Source organism: Nonomuraea sp. KM88, from assembly GCF_052245635.1.
Classification (GTDB): Bacteria; Actinomycetota; Actinomycetes; order Streptosporangiales; family Streptosporangiaceae; genus Nonomuraea.
Map to the genome: position 1 here is coordinate 289,275 of NZ_JBQQCC010000008.1, position 15,728 is coordinate 305,002.

Here is a 15,728-nt window from a genome sequence, read left to right on the forward strand (position 1 = left end):
GCGCTCACGCCGGGAACACCGCGCGTACGGAGCCGAGCCCGTCGATGCGGGCCTCGAACTCGTCGCCCGCCTCGACGGGCACCACGGGGCCGAGCGCGCCGGTCAGCACGACGTCGCCGGCGCGCAGCGCGTGTTCGGTGCGGCCCAGCCGGGTGGCCAGCCAGACGGCGGCGTTGAGCGGGTGGCCCAGGCACTCGGCGCCGGAGCCGGTCGAGACCTCCTCGCCGCCCCGGGTCATCGTCATCGCGGCCGAGCGCAGGTCGAGCCCTGTCAGCGGCACGGGCGTGCCGCCCAGCACGTACGCCCCCGCGGAGGCGTTGTCGGCGACCGTGTCGGCCAGCGTGATGTCCCAGTCGGCGATGCGTGAGTCGGCGATCTCGATCGCGGGCAGCACGAAATCCACCGCCCTGATCACGTCGGCCACCGTGAACGGCCCGCCGCTCAGGTCACGGCCGAGCACCAGCGCGACCTCGGCCTCGGCACGCGGCTGCAGAAACCTGTCCACGGGGATGGGCTGCCCGTCGCCGTAGGACGTGTCCGCGAAGAGCATGCCGAAGTCGGGCTGGTCGATGCCGAGGCGCTGCTGCAGCGCCCTGTTGGTGACGCCGACCTTCCTGCCGGTCGGCCGCCGCCCCTCGCCGATCGCCCGCCGGGTGTTGATCTCCTGTACGGCGTAGCCGTCCGCGGGTGTGCTGACCAGGTCCCTGACGGGCGGGCACGGCTTGCCTGTACGCGCGGCTTCCAGCAGCCGGTCGGCGGCCTGGGTTCGCGCGTCCACGGCCTGGGACCATTCGTCATGCATCGGGTTGCTCCAGTTTGATGGTGACAGTGGTGGGTTCAGAGTAGAAGTCCAGCGACTGTAGGCCGCCCTCCCTGCCGATGCCCGACAGCTTCATGCCGCCGAACGGGGTCCGCAGGTCGCGCAGATACCAGGTGTTGACCCAGACGAGCCCGGCCTCCAGGCGCTGCGCCACCCGGTGGGCCCGGTCGAGCCCGGTGGTCCAGAGCGTGGCCGCCAGGCCGTAGTCGCTGTTGTTGGCCAGGTCGATCGCCTCTGTCTCGCTGTCGAAGGGCGCGACGTGGCAGACCGGCCCGAAGATCTCTTCCCTATTGAACCTCGACCATTCCGATAAGCCTGTCACCACCGTTGGCTCCACGAAATATCCGGAATCGCGGTGGTCGTTGAAGGCGGGGACGCCGCCCCCGGTGAGCACCTTGGCCCCCTCCGAGCGGGCCAGGGCGTAGTAGGAGAGCACCTTCTCGCGGTGCTCCAGCGAGATCATCGGCTGCGGCTCGACCTCCTGGGCCCGGCTCGCCAGCCGGGCACAGAACTCCTCGAAGATCGAGCGCTGCACGTAGAGCCGCTCGGTGCACAGGCAGACCTGGCCGCCGTTGGTGAAGACCGACTGCACGGCGCCGTCGACCGCCCGGTCGAGATCGCAGTCGTCGAAGACGAGCCCGGCGTTCTTGCCCCCCAGCTCGAACGAGATCGGCTTGACCCGGTCGGCCACCGTTCTCATGATCGTGCTGGCCGTCCTCGTCGAGCCGGTGAACGTCACGCCGTCGACGTCGGGGTGCTCGACCAGGAGCTGGCCCGAGGCGCCGTACCCGAAGATGATGTTGACCACCCCCGGGGGCAGCCCGGCTTCCGCGCAGATCTCGGCGAACACCGCGGCCGAACCCGGCGTGCTCTCCGAGGGCTTGACCACCACCGTGTTGCCCGCGACGAGCGCCGGGGCCAGCTTCCAGGTCATCAGCAGGAACGGCAGGTTCCACGGAACGATCACCGCGACGACCCCGAGCGGCCTGCGCACGGTGTAGCTGAGCACGCCGGGCAGGTGGTAGGCGTCGTCGGGGCGCTGGGCGGCGATCTCGGCGAAGGCGCGGAAGTGCGCGATGCCGCGCGGGATGTCGAGCGTGCGGGTCTGGTCGAACGGCTTGCCCGTGTCGGCGATCTCGGCCGCCACCAGGTCGTCGAAGCGTGACTCGATGCCCTCGGCCAGGCGGCGCATCCACCCGGCGCGCTCGCCGACGGGCATCGCCGCCCAGTCGCGCGCCGCCTCCCTGGCCGCCCGGACCGCCCGGTCGACCACCTCGGGGTCGGCCTCGTGCGCCTGCCGCACCACGGCGCCCGTCACCGGATCATGGACGGGGAACGGATGGCCCGCGGCCACCGGCAGGCCACCGATGAAATGGGTCAGCACAACACTCTCCTCTATCTCCCTGTATAGATCGCGGTCTGGTGGCTGACCCTGTCCGGATGGACATCTTCTGGTAACCCTTGATCACTCGCCATCATGGTCGGATGGCGCGGACGTGGGAATTGTGGGGACCAGTCATTATTGCTGGTACGTTTGCGCTCCCCCTGGCCTTGCTAGCAATCTTGCTCCTGTCCCGGCACCGCACCCGCGCCGGGCGTCCCGCGGCCCTGCGCACCTCGATCGCCGACGTCGGCATCGTGGTCGGGACCACGCCGTGGATCTGGATGATCCTCACCCCGTCCACCGGCCGGACAGGTGTCGGTCTCGTTCCGTTCACCGACCTCGCCGACCTGGCCGCAGCGCCGTGGGAGGCGGTGTTGGTCCAGGTCGGGGGCAACCTCCTGGTGTTCGCGGCGCTCGGCGCGCTGCTGCCGGTGCGCAGCCGGGCGATGTCCTCGACCGTCCGCGTTGCGGCCGTCGCGGCGGCCTTTTCGGTCCTGGTCGAGGTGCTCCAGTACGCCCTGCGGCTGGGCCGTTTCTCCTCTGTGGACGACGTGATTCTCAACACGGCGGGCGCTGTGATCTTCGCTTTGGTTACTCGCCGCTGGTGGGCCGATCGGATACCGGGCGTGACCGTACCGCGGTAACGGTCCGCTAAAACAGCGCGGAATTCACCACACAGGCACGATCCGCTCAAAAGAAGCCCGCGACCATCCTTTGCATCTGTGCGATCGTGGACAAGACGGGGCAAGTTCTCTGGAGACGCCACTACCTGGTTGGTGACAGAGGGTGATCATACGTGTCTGAATCCCCGGTACCCCACGAGCCCCCTATCTATCGCCGCATCGCCGACGGCATCCGCGCCCGGATCCTGTCCGGCGAACTGCGCGACGGGGACCGCCTACCGGGCGAGAACGCGCTGATGGCCGAACACGCAATCGCACGGGCAACCGCCAGGCAAGCGCTTGCCGTACTGATCAATGAAGGGTTGGCAGTGCCCAAACGAGGTTCGGGGGTTTACGTGCGGCTGTTCAAACCGATCCGCAGGCACGGCTCACGCCGCCTGTCACGCGAGCAGTGGGGTCAGGGGCGGGCCATCTGGGACGCCGACGCGCGCGGCCGTCCATTCGAGGTCGACCGGGTGGAGGTGGTGCTGGAACGGGCGTCCGACGAGGTCGCGGGGGTTCTCGACAGCCGGGAGGTCTGGGTGCGCAGGCGGCGCTACTCCGTCGACGCCAGACCCGTGCAGCTGTCCACCTCCTTCTTCCCCGCCCACCTGGTGGAGGACAGCGCGATCACCCTCCCCGACACCGGTCCCGGCGGGGCCTACGCCAGGCTGGGCGACCTCGGCGTGCCACCGGCCCACTTCACCGAGGAGGTGCGCGCCCGCATGCCGGCACCGCGCGAGAGCGCCCTGCTGGAGCTGCCCGGAGGCACGCCCGTGATCGTGATCGCGCGGACCGCGTACACGTCGGGAGGGCTGCCCGTCGAGGTCAACGAGATGGTGCTGGACTCCGCCGCGTATGTACTCCAGTACGACTTCGACGCCTAGGTCAAGGCGATCTGTCAAGCGGGAAGGTTGACCTGACCGTCGCGATCATAGAATTCTCTAGAGAGGTGGCGCATCTTCTAAGGAGATGGAACCTCGCCTGGGGGCCCGGGAAGGTGGACGGAGATGTCCTTTGATCGGCATCTTGCGGAAATAGCCCGGGAGTTCCCTCACTGGACCATCTGGCGGAGCGATGCGGGCCGCTGGTGGGCCACGAGACACCATCCGATCAGCGCGGCGCAGCGCGAGGCCGGATGCGCGATGACCATCGACGCGGACGACCCGGACGGCCTGCGCGACCAGCTCCGGGACCAGGAGAGAAGGGCCGGCGAGCGGCACTCGTGGCGGGCCGGCCCCGCACCTCCCTGACGCCGGCCGGCAGCGGCCGGCGGCACACGAGCAGCCCGGTGCCGGGTCCAGCGTCTCGGCGGCCCCGGCACCGGGCCACCACGCATGGAGGGGCCACGAGCGCGGAAGCCTCCGACCCTATCGGGGGCGGGGGCTTCCGCTCCGCACCGTCGTCCTCCCGTCCCGGCAGGGGAAGGACCTACTTGTTCGCCTCGGAGAGGCGGATGACGTGGACCTCGGTGTCGTCGGAGACCTTGACCTTCCGGGTCTTGTCCGAGTCGTCCTCGTCGACGATGACCCGCACGTCCTCCTGCGGCGCGGCAGGCGCGGGCGTCTCGCCCTGCGGCGGCGCGGTGGCCTCGCCCTGCGGCGGCGCGGGCGTCTCAGCCTGCGGCGGCGCCGACGGCGCGGGCTGCATGGCGGCGTCGGGGATCAGCGGCCCGGCGCCCGACTCGCTGCGCATGAGGTCGCCGAGCACGGTGCTGACCTCGGTCAGCCGCCGCACGACCTCGGTGTGCGTGTTGGTCAGATATTCGACCCGGCGGCCCGCCTGCTCGTCCAGCGTGGCGGTGCGCTGTCTGGCCGACTCCAGCATCGACTCGGCCTCGTCGCGCGCGCTCGTCACCAGCTGCTCGGCCTTCGCGTTGGCCTTCTGCAGCTTCTGCTCCGACTGCGCCTGGGCCGCCGCGAGCACCCGCTCCGACTCGGCCTTGGCCTCCTTGAGCGCCTCTTCCGCCTCGGTGCGGGCCGCCGTGAGCTGTTCCTCCGCGTCGGCGCCCGCCTGGGCCAGCATCCGCTCCGCCGACTGCGTGGCCTCGTTCACCCGGCGCTCGGCCTCCGCCTGGGCTGAGGAGAGGATCTTGTCCGCCGTCTCGCGGGACGTCGTCACCAGGCGCTCGGCCTCCGTCTTGGCCGTGTCTCGCACGCTGGCGGCCTCGGCCTCGGCGTCTTCACGCTTCGCCGCGGCCTCCTCCTCGCCGAGCCGCAGGATCTGCGCAAGGCGAGGACTGAGGTCCTCATAACTCTGCGGCGTCTCGACCATGCGCCGCCTGGCCTCCGCCAGCTCGATGCGGCCCTGCTCGGCCTGATCGATCGCTCGTGCCAGCCGCTCTTCAAGATCACGTATCTGGTTGCGGACGCGGATCATGTAGTCGTGGACCTGACGGCGGTTGTAACCGCGCATCACGACTTCGAAGGTGTCCTCTTGCATCAGATCGGGGAGGCTCTCGTGCTGATTTGTCATGGGGGTTACCTAAGGGTGGTTTGCGTGAGGCGGGGGAAAACTGCGGGTTGTGAGGGTCTGACGAGACGTCAGGAAACGACTTTCCTGCCATCTGCCCACGTCCGCAACCGGAACGCCATACCCGGAGCAGGAATTACGATGTGACGGATGTACATAGCAGCGTTGGACAACGGGGCAGCTCCGGACATTCATCCCGAGGCGTACATCGCGCCTGGCGCCGTGGTGGTCGGCAGCGTACGGGTGGGCCGGGCGTCCAGCATCTGGTACGGCTCCGTTCTCCGAGGGGACGACGAGCGGATCGAGATCGGCGAAAAGTGCAACGTACAGGATCTGTGCTGCCTGCACGCCGACCCGGGTGAGCCGGCGATCCTCGAAGACCGGGTCAGCCTGGGCCACAAGGCCATGGTCCACGGCGCCCACATCGAGTCGGGCGCGCTGATCGGCATCGGCGCGATCGTGCTGGGCGGCGCCCGCGTCGGGGCGGGCACCCTGGTGGCCGCGGGAGCGCTCGTCGGGCCCGGCAAGAAGATCCCGTCGGGCGTGCTGGTCGCCGGCGTGCCCGGGAAGATCGTGCGCGAGCTCACCGACGGCGACCGCGACTCCTTCGCCCGCACGCCGGACAACTACGCGGCCAAGGCACTCAGGCACCGGCGGGCGTCATCGCTTTGATCAGCACCTCGTCCGTCACCGACGCGTTGTTGAGCGGGTCGGCGTAGTCGGGCAGCTCCGGCCGCAGGAAACGCACATAGTCGACGGTCAGCTTGAGGTCGGGCTGGCCCGCGATCTGCTTGGCGTTGCCCTTGTCGGCGTCCTTCTTCAGCGTGCTGTAGCTGTCCCAGTCGGTGTAGCCGGTGATGCCCCACTGCAGCACGTCGGGGAGGGTGGACGGCCAGCGCTGCCCCACCTTCCACGTGCCCTTCTCCTCCTTGTAGAGAGCGACGAAGACGCGGCCCACCCGGGCCAGCACGAGCTCCACCCAGCCGTCCTTGACAGCCAGCTCCTGCGGCTTGGAGCTGCCGTCCTTGGTGTACTTCACCTCGACCTGGCCGGGCTTCTCGATGGTCCCGGTGGTGATCGAGACCCAGTTGGGCTTGGCGTACGAGCCGGGCTGGCGGGCCATCAGGCCGCCGAGCGAGAACTTCCGCTTCGGCTGGTCGTCGTCCTTGCCCTCGACCTTGACCCGGGCGTGCATGACGATGTCGCCGGCCAGCTCCTGATAGACGAAGGGGCCGCGGAAGCCGTCGAACCAGGCCGAGGTCTTGGGCTCCATGTAGAGTGCGCCCTTGGCGGTCTTGTCGACGTCGAGCTTGGCGATCCGGTCGATGTCCTTCTCGGTCTCGCTCAGCTTGGTCCACATCGACAGGTCGGCGGCGTCGCCGAACTCCGTCGTGGCCTCGCCCACCTCGCCGCCCTTCGCCGGCGGCGTGGCGTTCTCCAGTGTGAGCACGCCGGGCCCGGTCGGCGACGGTGGCGCCGCCGTGCCCGTGCCGCAGCCGGAGAGCACGCTTACGACCACCAGCACGCCTGCTACCTTCGCCCTCATAGTGGAACATTCTGCCGTGAAAAGCCGATGGATGATCCGGGTACGGCAAGTACGATGACGGCCGTGCGACCTTGGGATGTGTTCACCTCCGCGGAGGCGGAGATCCGGGCCATGGTCGCAGACCCGCGCTGGCAGGCCCTTTCTCCACCCGACCGCGCCCACGTCCTGGCCACCAGGATCCTCGTGACCCCCGACGGCGACAGGTGGCTCTTCGGCGCCCACGCCCGCTGGCACCTGCACGACCCCGCCGACGGCCGCTGGCTCCTGGCGCCGCCGCCGCGGGGCACGTGGGCGCGCCAGGTGCACCATCCCGCGGCGGTGCTGCCCGACGAGGTGATCCCCAGGGGCTCCGACTTCCACGCCGAGCCGGGCTCGACCCAGGCGTTCATCGGCCCCGACGTGGCCGAGAGCCTCACGGAACGGGTGAGGGTGCTGCTGCGGGCGAGCGGGCTCAAGTCGGAGCTCGACTACCCGCTGACGGCCTTCGACGACATCTTCGCCTCCGACGTGCCGAGCACCGTCGCCGCCGTCTGGGGCACCATCATGTGGTGCGCGTACGCGCCGGCGTTCGACGGCAACGAGCGGCTGATCACGGTGTTCGGCGAATATCTGCGCCGTCCGCTGCCCGGTGACGAGTGGGTGCGCTGGCTGCCCGCGCCGCCGCTGCTCGACCTCGCCACGCTCGTGGCCGAGCGGCTGCGGGCGGGAAAGCCGAGGGCGGCGCTCAGGCTGGCGGCCGTGATGGCCGACACGGCCCAGATCCTGCTCTCCGACACCCGGTTCAGGCCCAGGGCGCTCGCCCTGCTCACGATGGTCGAGCCCATGCTGCGCCATTCAGGGATCGACGACGCCCACGTGGACGAGGAGACCCTGCGCCAGGCATGGCTGCGGCGCTGCCCGGCGCGGCTGTGCCGGGCGACGTTCGCGGAGAGCGACCCGGCGGCGCACTTCTCGCACGCGGTCTACGACCTCGTGGACGCGCTGCGCTTCGCGCCCAAGCCGCCGGCGGCCGCGGCCGTGCTCCTCGCCGATCTGTCCGACTCCAGGGGCGTGCTGCCCGCGCTGCTGGACCACCGGCTCAGAAGGGCGTACGAGGGGCTGCGGCAGGCCGGGCTCACCGGCACCTCGGCCAGGGAGCGGACCGAGCCCGACGGCTTCCCCGTGCAGGGGCGGCCCGGCGGGGTGTCGACCGCGCCCGCGCCGGTGCTGGAGATCGCGCCACCCGACCGCGGGAGCACGGCGGCGGTGCTCGGGGCCGCGTACGCCGTGGGGCTGGCGTGGGGCGGGTTGACGGGGGCCAGGGTGCCGGAGCGGGGGCTGGCGGGGCAGGCGGCACTCGTGCGTAAGATCATTCACGAACGCGACGATCGCCACACAGGTCACACGCAAAGCACTAATACCGATATTTCACCCTAACTCCGCCTATATCGTTCTGACACTTGAGCGAACAGGAAATTCGCTGAATTGTGATCTCTGCTTGGGGAAATGATCCTCCTGGGGGCCCGCGACACGGAAAGGAATGACCCCGATGGGCCATGTCGCCTCAAGGGTCTTCGCCGTAACCTCGAAGAGGGTGTGGGCTGCGGAAGGAAAGGACGACGCGGTGGGGCACAACGACCTGGACTCTCGGGTCCACGACCGTGTCGCGTTGGACGAGATTGCGCTCTACGCCGAGGTTCTCACCGCCGTGGCAGTCAGTGAACGGCGGCTGACCTTGGACGAACTCGACGACGCGCTCGGATTGCGGACTTCAGCGAGTCACTAGTAAAGATCAGTAAATTTCTGGCCCCGGGAACCGGGCTCCTGACTCCCAAGAGATCGGGGACGAAGGTTTCCGGGGTTTCACATAACTAGTCATCCCGCCACCCCGGCTCCTACGTACGGACGATGTCCCATTACGTACGGACTAGCCTCTGTCCGTCCCCTACGAACGGACCAGGCGGGCGATCGCCGCCGAGGCCTCCTTCACCTTCGCCTCGGCCTCGGGGCCGCCGTTGTTGATCGCGTCGGCCACGCAGTGCGAGATGTGCTCCTCCAGCAGCCCCAGCGCCACCGCCTGCAGCGCCCGCGTGGCCGCGGAGACCTGCGTGAGCACGTCGATGCAGTAGGCATCGTCGTCCACCATGCGCTGCAGGCCCCGGATCTGCCCCTCGATCCGCCTGAGTCGCGTCAGATAGGCCTGCTTGTCTCCGCTGTACCCATGCATGCTTCTACGGTACCCGTAACCCGTATCGGCGGGCCCGTACAGAAGGCTTCACCGGAGGCCGGCGATCAGTTTCTCCCACTGGTCGGCGACCTCGTCGGCCGCATGGCGCAGCGCGGTGTCGAGCGCGCCCGCGGCGAGGGAGCGCCGCCTGCGCTCGTCGTCGATGAGCGCCAGCAGCGCCACCGCGAACGGCTGCGGGTCGGCCTCGACGTCGGGCACCAGCACCCCGTTGTAGCCCGTCGCGACGAACTCCTTCGCCCCCCTGGCCCCTTCGAGCGCCACCACGGGCACCCCGCAGCCCATGGCCTCCAGCACCGTCATGCCGAGGTCGTCGCCCCGCGAGGCGCTGGCCACGATCGACGCCTTGGCGAACTCGCCGGCCAGATCGGGCGTCGTGCCCATGAAGTAGACGTGGTTGTGCAGGCCGAGCTCGCTGACGAGCGAGCGCAGCCGCCGCTCCTCGGGGCCGCCGCCGTAGAGCCGCAGCGCCCAGTCGGGCCGCTTGTCCACGATGACGGCGAAGGCCCTGATCAGGCGGTCGTACGCCTTGACCGCCACCAGGCGCCCGCCGGCCGCGACGATCCTGTTGTCCATCCGCGAGCGCGGCCACGGCCCCGCGGGCAGCGCGTCCAGCAGGGCGTGCACGGGAGGCCCGCCGGGCAGGAGCTTGGCCCATTCCTCCTGGGCGGAGTCCGTGGCCGTCACGACGGCGTTCAGGCGCGGGTAGAAGCGTTTGACGGGACCCGGCACGGCCGGACGGCCCCACTCTCTGGCGATCTTGAGGATCTCGCGCGGCGCGTGCCTGGCCGCCTGGACGCTGAGACCCGGCCTGGTGGTGATCAGGACGTCGGTCTTGAGGTTGCGCAGCGCCCGCCAGAGCGCCACCTCGGTGCGCACCTGCCCGCGCGGCAGCAGGTGCCTGACCCCCGGCCTGGCGTCGATCACGCTGCGCATGGAGACGCCGGGACCGACAGGGAAGAACGGTTTCTCCTTGTGCCTCCTGACGCTGATCACCTCGACGTCGTGGCGCTCGGCGAGGGCGGTGGCGAGGCTGAGCGTGGCGCGCACGTCGCCGCGCATGCCGTAGGCGGACGTGAGGACCAGGCTGACCTTCATCCCCCCACCTCGATGCGCAACTCGTCGTCGGAGGTGTAGCAGGGTCTGATCGGCACGCCGTCGACCGTGGCCGACGGATAGTGCAGCCGACGTCGTTTGCCGTCGACGTCGTCGAGCCGCGCGCCCAGCTTCATCGGTGTGGCCACGCCCTCCACCTGGAGCGCCGGCTCCCAGGTGCCGTTCGCGTGGCTCGCACCGTCGTCGTGGTCGGCCGCCAGGACGTCGACGAGCGAGACGGCCGCGTGGAAGCGCACGCCCTGCACGGTGGCCGTGGCCGACACCCGGGCGCTCGTATGCCGGCGATCGAGGGTCAGCGTGGCCTCGTGGCGGCAGTCGTCGTCCTCCAGCCCGGTGTAGGCCAGCAGGCCCATCACCTCGAAGCGGCCCTCCCTGAACCAGATGGCCCGCACCTCGGCCACGGGCTCCGCTTCGGAGATCTTCAGCGCCAGGTAGCCGTTGCGGGTGCGGTAGGAACGGTAGGCGAGGGAACGCCTGCACAGCGCGTACGCGTCGAGATGGTCGAGCGAGAAGCCGGGATCGACGCTGCGGAGCCTGACCCGCTTGCCGTCACGGCGCAGATAGGCGTCCCAGCGTCCGGCGCTGAGCTCCAGCGGCGCGAGCGAGACCGCGAGCGTGGCCTCGCGTGCCCGCGCGCCTGGCGTGCCGAGCAGCACGTCGCGTTCGACCCCCGTGGTGCGGTGCCTCAACACCAGCTCGGTGCCGTCTTCCAGTGGTTCGTCGATGGCGAGCCGGAGGGAGAGAACGTCGGCCAGAGTGACTTCGGCGTCCGTCACCACGACGCCCATCGCGAGCCCCCTCCCCGTCGAATAGAGCCATGCGACGTTGAGGTTACCGTGATTTTCCCGTTATGTGGATGCCGGATTTGCTGCCCTCACCCCTATTGACGTGCGGAACTCCTCCACAAGGCCTGTGGAGGAGTCCGACTTGGGGTGGTCAGGAAGCGCCTTTGACCGATTTGATCAACAGCTGTGCCACGTCCACGACTTCGAGCGACTCCTTGGCTTCACCACTGTTCTTCTTCTCGCTGATGGCGTCGCCGAGCATCACCATGCAGAACGGGCAGGCCGTCGAGACGGTGTCGGGATCGGTGGTCAGAGCCTCGTCGACGCGCTCGGTGTTGATGCGCTTGCCGATGCGCTCCTCCATCCACATGCGGGCCCCGCCCGCGCCGCAGCAGAACCCGCGGTCCTTGTGGCGGTGCATCTCCTGGGTCTTGACGCCCGGCACCTTCGCCATGATGTCGCGGGGCTGGGAATAGACCTTGTTGTGGCGGCCGAGGAAGCAGGGGTCGTGATAGGTGATCTTCTCCTCGATCGGCGTGACCGGAGTGAGCAGGCCCTCGTCCACCAGCTTCGCCAGCAGCTGCGTGTGGTGCACGACTTCGTACGTGCCGCCCAGTTGCGGATATTCGTTGGCCAGGGTGTTGAAGCAGTGGGGACAGGTCGCCACGATCTTCTTCACGCCCGCGTCGTTGAGCGTCTCGATGTTCTGCTGGGCGAGCATGTTGAACAGATATTCCATGCCGAGGCGCCGGGCGGGGTCGCCGGTGCACGCCTCCATCGGGCCGAGCACCGCGAACTTCACGCCCGCGATGTGCAGCAGCTCCGCCACGGCCCTGGTGGTCTTCTTGGCCCGGTCTTCGAGCGCGCCCGCGCAGCCCACCCAGAACAGATATTCGGCGTCGGCGGGCATCTTGTCCTCGACCACCTCGACCTCGAAATCGAGCTCCTCGATCCAGTCGGCCCGCTTCATCTCGGACATGCCCCACGGGTTGCCCTTGTTCTCCAGGTTTTTCACCATCACCCCCGCCTCGGACGGGAATGACGACTCCACCATCACCTGGTAGCGGCGCATGTCGAGGATGTGGTCGATGTGCTCGATGTCCACGGGGCACTGCTCGACGCAGGCGCCGCAGTTGGTGCACGACCAGAGCACGTCGGGGTGGATCACGCCCTCCTCGCCCACCAGCGGCTTTTCCAGCAGCGCGAGCACGTCGGTGTCCTTGTGCTGCTCGGCCTCCGCCGCCATCAGGTAGGGGGCCACCGCGAAGGCGTGGTCGCGCTGGTCGAGGATGAGCATCTTCGGCGACAGCGGCTTGTCGGTGTTCCAGGCCGGGCACTGCGACTGGCAGCGGCCGCACTCCGTACAGGAGTAGAAGTCGAGGAAACCCTTCCACGTGGTGTCGGCGATCTTGCCGCGGCCGAGCCGCTCGGGATCGAGGTCCTCGTCCTCGAAGTCGACCGGCTTGCCGTCGACGCGCATCTCGACCGCCGCCCCCATGCCGTCGGGGCGGCGGGAGAAGAGCACGTTGAGCGGCGCGGTGAAGATGTGCAGGTGCTTGGAGTTCACCACGATGACCAGGAACACCAGCATGAAGCCGATGTGCAGGAGCAGCGCGATCTCCTCCAGCAGGGTGCTCGCCGGCAGCACGTCGCCGAGCGCGAGCGAGACGAACGCCCCCGAGGAGTAGGGGAAGTTTCCGTTGGCGGCGGCCGCGCCGCGGGCCAGGAAGAGCGTCCAGATGATGTTGAAGATCATGAACAGGACGAGCCACGCACCGCCGAGGTGGGAGCCGGAGAAGCGGGAGTCGCGGCCGAGTGCCTTGGGAGAGTTCCTGACCCTGATGACCGCGAAGGCGACCAGGCCGAGCAGGCAGGCCACCGCGATGAAGTCCTGTACGAAGCCGAGCACGCCCCAGGTGCCGATGAGCGGGATGTGGAAGTCGGGCGTTCCGGTGATCGCCCCCTGGATGATCGCGCCGTACGCCTCGACGTAGACGGTCAGCAGGATGAAGAACGCCCACATGACGAAGAAGTGCGCGACGCCCGACGCGGTCCACTTGAGCAGTTTCTTCTGCCCGAACACCTCGACGAGCTGCGCCTTGACCTCGTCGGCCACGTGTGTCCTGGCGTATTCGACACGCTCGGGCGCAGGCGGCCCCACGGTCGCGAGCTTGTACAGGAACAGCACCCGGCGGCCGGCGACGGCCACCGCCAGGACGGTCATGACAAGCCCGATGATGGCTACCCAGAGCACGGGGTCCTCCCACAGACGACGTTGGCTGTCAGCGTACGGTCACCCGCTGCGCAACCCTCCACTGCGATCTTACCCGCGGGTAACTTTGCCAGGGTACGCGACATACCCTATGGTCACCGCCACCAACAGAACAATGCTCTATTCTGTGAAGTACCTCTGGATCGTCGGCGCGAGCAGCTCGACGAGCTCGTCATGGCTCGCGCTCGCCAGCGGCTCCAGCCCGATCACATAGCGCCCCATGATCACGCCGAACATCTGGGCGAACGCCGCCTCGATCCGCAGATGCGGCACCCGCAGCCGGTCGGCCACCTGGTAGAGCAGCGCGTTCGAGATGAACTCACGGAACATCACGACCGCACGCTCGTTGGTCATGGCCGAGCGCATGAGCGCCACCATCGGCTCGCGCGTCTCCGGCTCGGCGGTCACCTCCAGGAGCATCCTGACGAGCCGCTCGCCGAGCTCCTCGCGCGGGCCGGCGAGCAGCAGGGGGACGACCACCTCCGGCGTGATCGGCAACTGCATGGCCGCCGCGAACATGCCCTCCTTGGTGTCGAAATAGTGGTGCACCAGAGCGGGGTCGACGTTCGCCTCCCTGGCGATGCCGCGCACGGTCGCCTTGTCGAACCCCTTCTCCGCGAACACCTTCCGCGCCGCCGCCAGGATCTCGCCCCGCGTGTCGGCCGAGCCCGGCCTGCGTCCGGGACGGCGCCTGGCCGTCGACTCCTCCGAGGCCTTCCCTCGCGTCACCGGCCCACCGCCAGGTAGACCCGCATCGGCACCGACAGCACACCCTCGGGGGACACCTCGCGCAACTCGGCCCGCTGCCTTTCGACCAGCTCGTCGGCCCGCCGCGGCGACAGCGCCGCCATGTAGGAGTGGGAGCGCAGGCCGAGCAGGAAATCCTCGACGCCGACCAGCCTCGTCCACGGGATCCACCGCTCCTCGATCACCTCGAAGGCCGAGGCGATGGGCGGTGCCGACCACCGCTCGACCGCCGGCCCCCAATAGGCGGGCACCTCCTCCGCCAGCCGGGCTTCGTACGCGGCCAGCCACTCGGCCTGCGCGGCGTGGGCGAAGTTCCAGCAGCCCGCGATCGTGCCCCCGGGCCGCAGCACCCGCCTCGCCTCGGCGATGGACGCCACCGGGTCGAGCCAGTGCCACGACTGGGCGAACGTGACCAGGTCGGCCACGCCGTCGGCCAGCGGCAGGCGGTTGCCGTCGGCCAGCAGGGCCGTGACGGGAGCGCCCTCCTCGCCGCTCGTCCGCGACAGCAGCCTGGCCAGCATCGCGGCGCCCGGGTCGACCGCGATGACCTGCGCGCCGCGCGCCCTGAGCGCACGCGTCATGATGCCGGTGCCCGCGCCCACGTCGACCGTGGTGGCGCCGTCGAGCTCGACGCCGGACACCTCGGTGAGCGCGCGGTAGAGCTCGTCGGGATAGCACGGCCTGCCCGCGTCGTACGCGTCGGCCACCCGGTCGAACACCCTGCCCAGGGACTTGATCGGCCCGGTGTTCACGTGGAAGCCGCCAGGTGCAGCCGGGCGAAGGCCAGCGCCTCCGCGAGATCGTCGATGCGCTCGGTGCGGCTGGCCGCCTTGCGCGTGTTGATCTCGAGCACGACCAGCCCCGAGTAGCCGTTGCCCGCCAGGCGCTCGAGGACCTGCGCGCACGGCTGGTTGCCCCTGCCCGGCACCAGGTGCTCGTCCTTGTTGGTCATCCCGACGCCGTCGGCCAGGTGCAGGTGGGCGAGCCGGTCGCCGAGCTTGACGGCCATCTCCATGGCGTCGGAACCCGATACGGCCGTGTGCGACAGGTCGAGCGTGACCTGAGGGAAGGCGTAGTCGATCGGATTCCAGTCGGGAGAGTAGGGGACCACGTCGTTGCCCCTGGCGCGCAACGGGAACATGTTCTCCACCGCGAAGGTGACGTCGGTCTCCTCGCGCATCCTGGCCAGGCCGTTCTCGAAGTCGCGCGCGTATTCGCGCTGCCATCGGAACGGCGGATGGACCACCACCGTCGAGGCGCCCAGGCGTTCGGCCGCCTTCTGTGCCTTGACCAGCTTGGCCCAGGGGTCGCGCCCCCACACCCGCTGCGTGACCAGCAGGCAGGGGGCGTGGATGGCGAGGACGGGCACCTCGTAGTGCTCGGAGAGCCGCTCGATCACGTCGATGTCCTGGCTCACGGGATCGGCGCCGACCATGACCTCTACGCCGTCGTAACCCAGGCGCGCGGCCAGCTCGAACGCGTCTGGAGTGCGTTCCGGATATACCGAAGCAGTGGACAATGCGATCTTCGCATTGGGCACGCGGATGACATCAGCCACGTTGCCAGCCTAAGCCGGTCACGCCGATCTGGCGCGCGCACCGACGGGACGAGCCCGTGTCGAGCCGCGTCCAGCGGTCGCGAAGCCCTCTCCGGCGAGCCGGACCAGCGGGCCTGGCGGGCGGGTCCGGCGGTTCGAAGGC

At 69.3% G+C, this 15,728-nt stretch carries 17 protein-coding genes; 6 read left to right on the top strand and 11 right to left on the bottom strand.

What is annotated here, in order from left to right:
- Positions 1-4: 4 nt before the first annotated feature.
- Positions 5-802 (bottom strand): 2-keto-4-pentenoate hydratase, encoded by a 798-nt coding sequence (locus ACTWPV_RS24945; protein ID WP_443153640.1) that lies wholly within the window; start codon positions 800-802, stop codon positions 5-7.
- A complete protein-coding gene (locus ACTWPV_RS24950; protein WP_443153641.1) occupies positions 795-2,204 on the bottom strand; it encodes an aldehyde dehydrogenase family protein in 1,410 nt (469 codons plus the stop codon). Before ACTWPV_RS24950 ends, ACTWPV_RS24945 begins: the two co-directional genes overlap by 8 nt.
- Positions 2,205-2,383: 179 nt before the next feature.
- Here ACTWPV_RS24950 and ACTWPV_RS24955 point away from each other — a divergent pair, with 179 nt between their 5' ends.
- From ACTWPV_RS24955 to ACTWPV_RS24965, 3 genes are all read left to right on the top strand, one after another.
- Entirely contained in the window at positions 2,384-2,848 is a 465-nt protein-coding gene (locus tag ACTWPV_RS24955; RefSeq protein WP_443153642.1) for a VanZ family protein, read from the top strand.
- Between the two features lie 152 nt (positions 2,849-3,000).
- The gene (locus ACTWPV_RS24960; protein ID WP_443153643.1) at positions 3,001-3,753 is read left to right on the top strand and encodes a GntR family transcriptional regulator; all 753 of its coding nucleotides are present in this window, start codon (positions 3,001-3,003) and stop codon (positions 3,751-3,753) included.
- Between the two features lie 123 nt (positions 3,754-3,876).
- Positions 3,877-4,119, top strand: coding sequence for a hypothetical protein (locus ACTWPV_RS24965; protein ID WP_347647975.1), 243 nt, complete (start codon positions 3,877-3,879; stop codon positions 4,117-4,119).
- 178 nt (positions 4,120-4,297) lie between these two features.
- On the opposite strand, the gene ACTWPV_RS24970 is transcribed toward ACTWPV_RS24965, so the two are convergent.
- A complete protein-coding gene (locus ACTWPV_RS24970) occupies positions 4,298-5,341 on the bottom strand; it encodes a hypothetical protein (protein ID WP_443153644.1) in 1,044 nt (347 codons plus the stop codon).
- Between the two features lie 147 nt (positions 5,342-5,488).
- Between ACTWPV_RS24970 and ACTWPV_RS24975 the strand changes: the two genes are divergently transcribed.
- Positions 5,489-6,010, top strand: coding sequence for a gamma carbonic anhydrase family protein (locus ACTWPV_RS24975; RefSeq protein WP_347619937.1), 522 nt, complete (start codon positions 5,489-5,491; stop codon positions 6,008-6,010).
- On the opposite strand, the gene ACTWPV_RS24980 is transcribed toward ACTWPV_RS24975, so the two are convergent.
- Complete coding sequence (locus tag ACTWPV_RS24980; RefSeq protein ID WP_347647978.1) at positions 5,982-6,863, bottom strand: hypothetical protein; 882 nt, start codon at positions 6,861-6,863, stop codon at positions 5,982-5,984. The genes ACTWPV_RS24975 and ACTWPV_RS24980 overlap by 29 nt on opposite strands.
- 75 nt (positions 6,864-6,938) lie before the next feature.
- On the opposite strand from ACTWPV_RS24980, the gene ACTWPV_RS24985 reads away from it, so the two are divergent.
- Together ACTWPV_RS24985 and ACTWPV_RS24990 are read left to right on the top strand one after the other, a co-directional pair.
- Positions 6,939-8,300, top strand: coding sequence for a hypothetical protein (locus tag ACTWPV_RS24985; RefSeq protein ID WP_443153645.1), 1,362 nt, complete (start codon positions 6,939-6,941; stop codon positions 8,298-8,300).
- A gap of 112 nt (positions 8,301-8,412) precedes the next feature.
- Entirely contained in the window at positions 8,413-8,649 is a 237-nt protein-coding gene (locus ACTWPV_RS24990; protein ID WP_347647980.1) for a hypothetical protein, read from the top strand.
- A 159-nt stretch (positions 8,650-8,808) separates the two neighbouring features.
- Here ACTWPV_RS24990 and ACTWPV_RS24995 read toward each other — a convergent pair whose 3' ends face one another.
- From ACTWPV_RS24995 to ACTWPV_RS25025, 7 genes are all read right to left on the bottom strand, one after another.
- Entirely contained in the window at positions 8,809-9,090 is a 282-nt protein-coding gene (locus ACTWPV_RS24995) for a metal-sensitive transcriptional regulator (RefSeq protein ID WP_132334374.1), read from the bottom strand.
- A gap of 48 nt (positions 9,091-9,138) precedes the next feature.
- Entirely contained in the window at positions 9,139-10,206 is a 1,068-nt protein-coding gene (locus ACTWPV_RS25000; RefSeq protein WP_347647981.1) for a glycosyltransferase, read from the bottom strand.
- Positions 10,203-11,012, bottom strand: coding sequence for a hypothetical protein (locus ACTWPV_RS25005; RefSeq protein ID WP_443153646.1), 810 nt, complete (start codon positions 11,010-11,012; stop codon positions 10,203-10,205). The genes ACTWPV_RS25000 and ACTWPV_RS25005 overlap by 4 nt, the downstream gene beginning before the upstream one ends.
- Before the next feature lie 148 nt (positions 11,013-11,160).
- Positions 11,161-13,263 carry a (Fe-S)-binding protein gene (locus ACTWPV_RS25010; RefSeq protein WP_443153647.1) on the bottom strand — a complete coding sequence of 701 codons (2,103 nt, stop codon included), beginning with the start codon at positions 13,261-13,263 and terminating at the stop codon, positions 11,161-11,163.
- 138 nt (positions 13,264-13,401) lie between these two features.
- On the bottom strand, positions 13,402-14,010 hold the full coding sequence (locus tag ACTWPV_RS25015; RefSeq protein WP_347647984.1) for a TetR/AcrR family transcriptional regulator: 609 nt from the start codon (positions 14,008-14,010) through the stop codon (positions 13,402-13,404).
- Entirely contained in the window at positions 14,007-14,780 is a 774-nt protein-coding gene (locus tag ACTWPV_RS25020; protein WP_347647985.1) for a class I SAM-dependent methyltransferase, read from the bottom strand. Before ACTWPV_RS25020 ends, ACTWPV_RS25015 begins: the two co-directional genes overlap by 4 nt.
- Complete coding sequence (locus tag ACTWPV_RS25025; RefSeq protein ID WP_347647986.1) at positions 14,777-15,586, bottom strand: sugar phosphate isomerase/epimerase family protein; 810 nt, start codon at positions 15,584-15,586, stop codon at positions 14,777-14,779. Before ACTWPV_RS25025 ends, ACTWPV_RS25020 begins: the two co-directional genes overlap by 4 nt.
- Between the last annotated feature and the right edge of the window lie 142 nt (positions 15,587-15,728).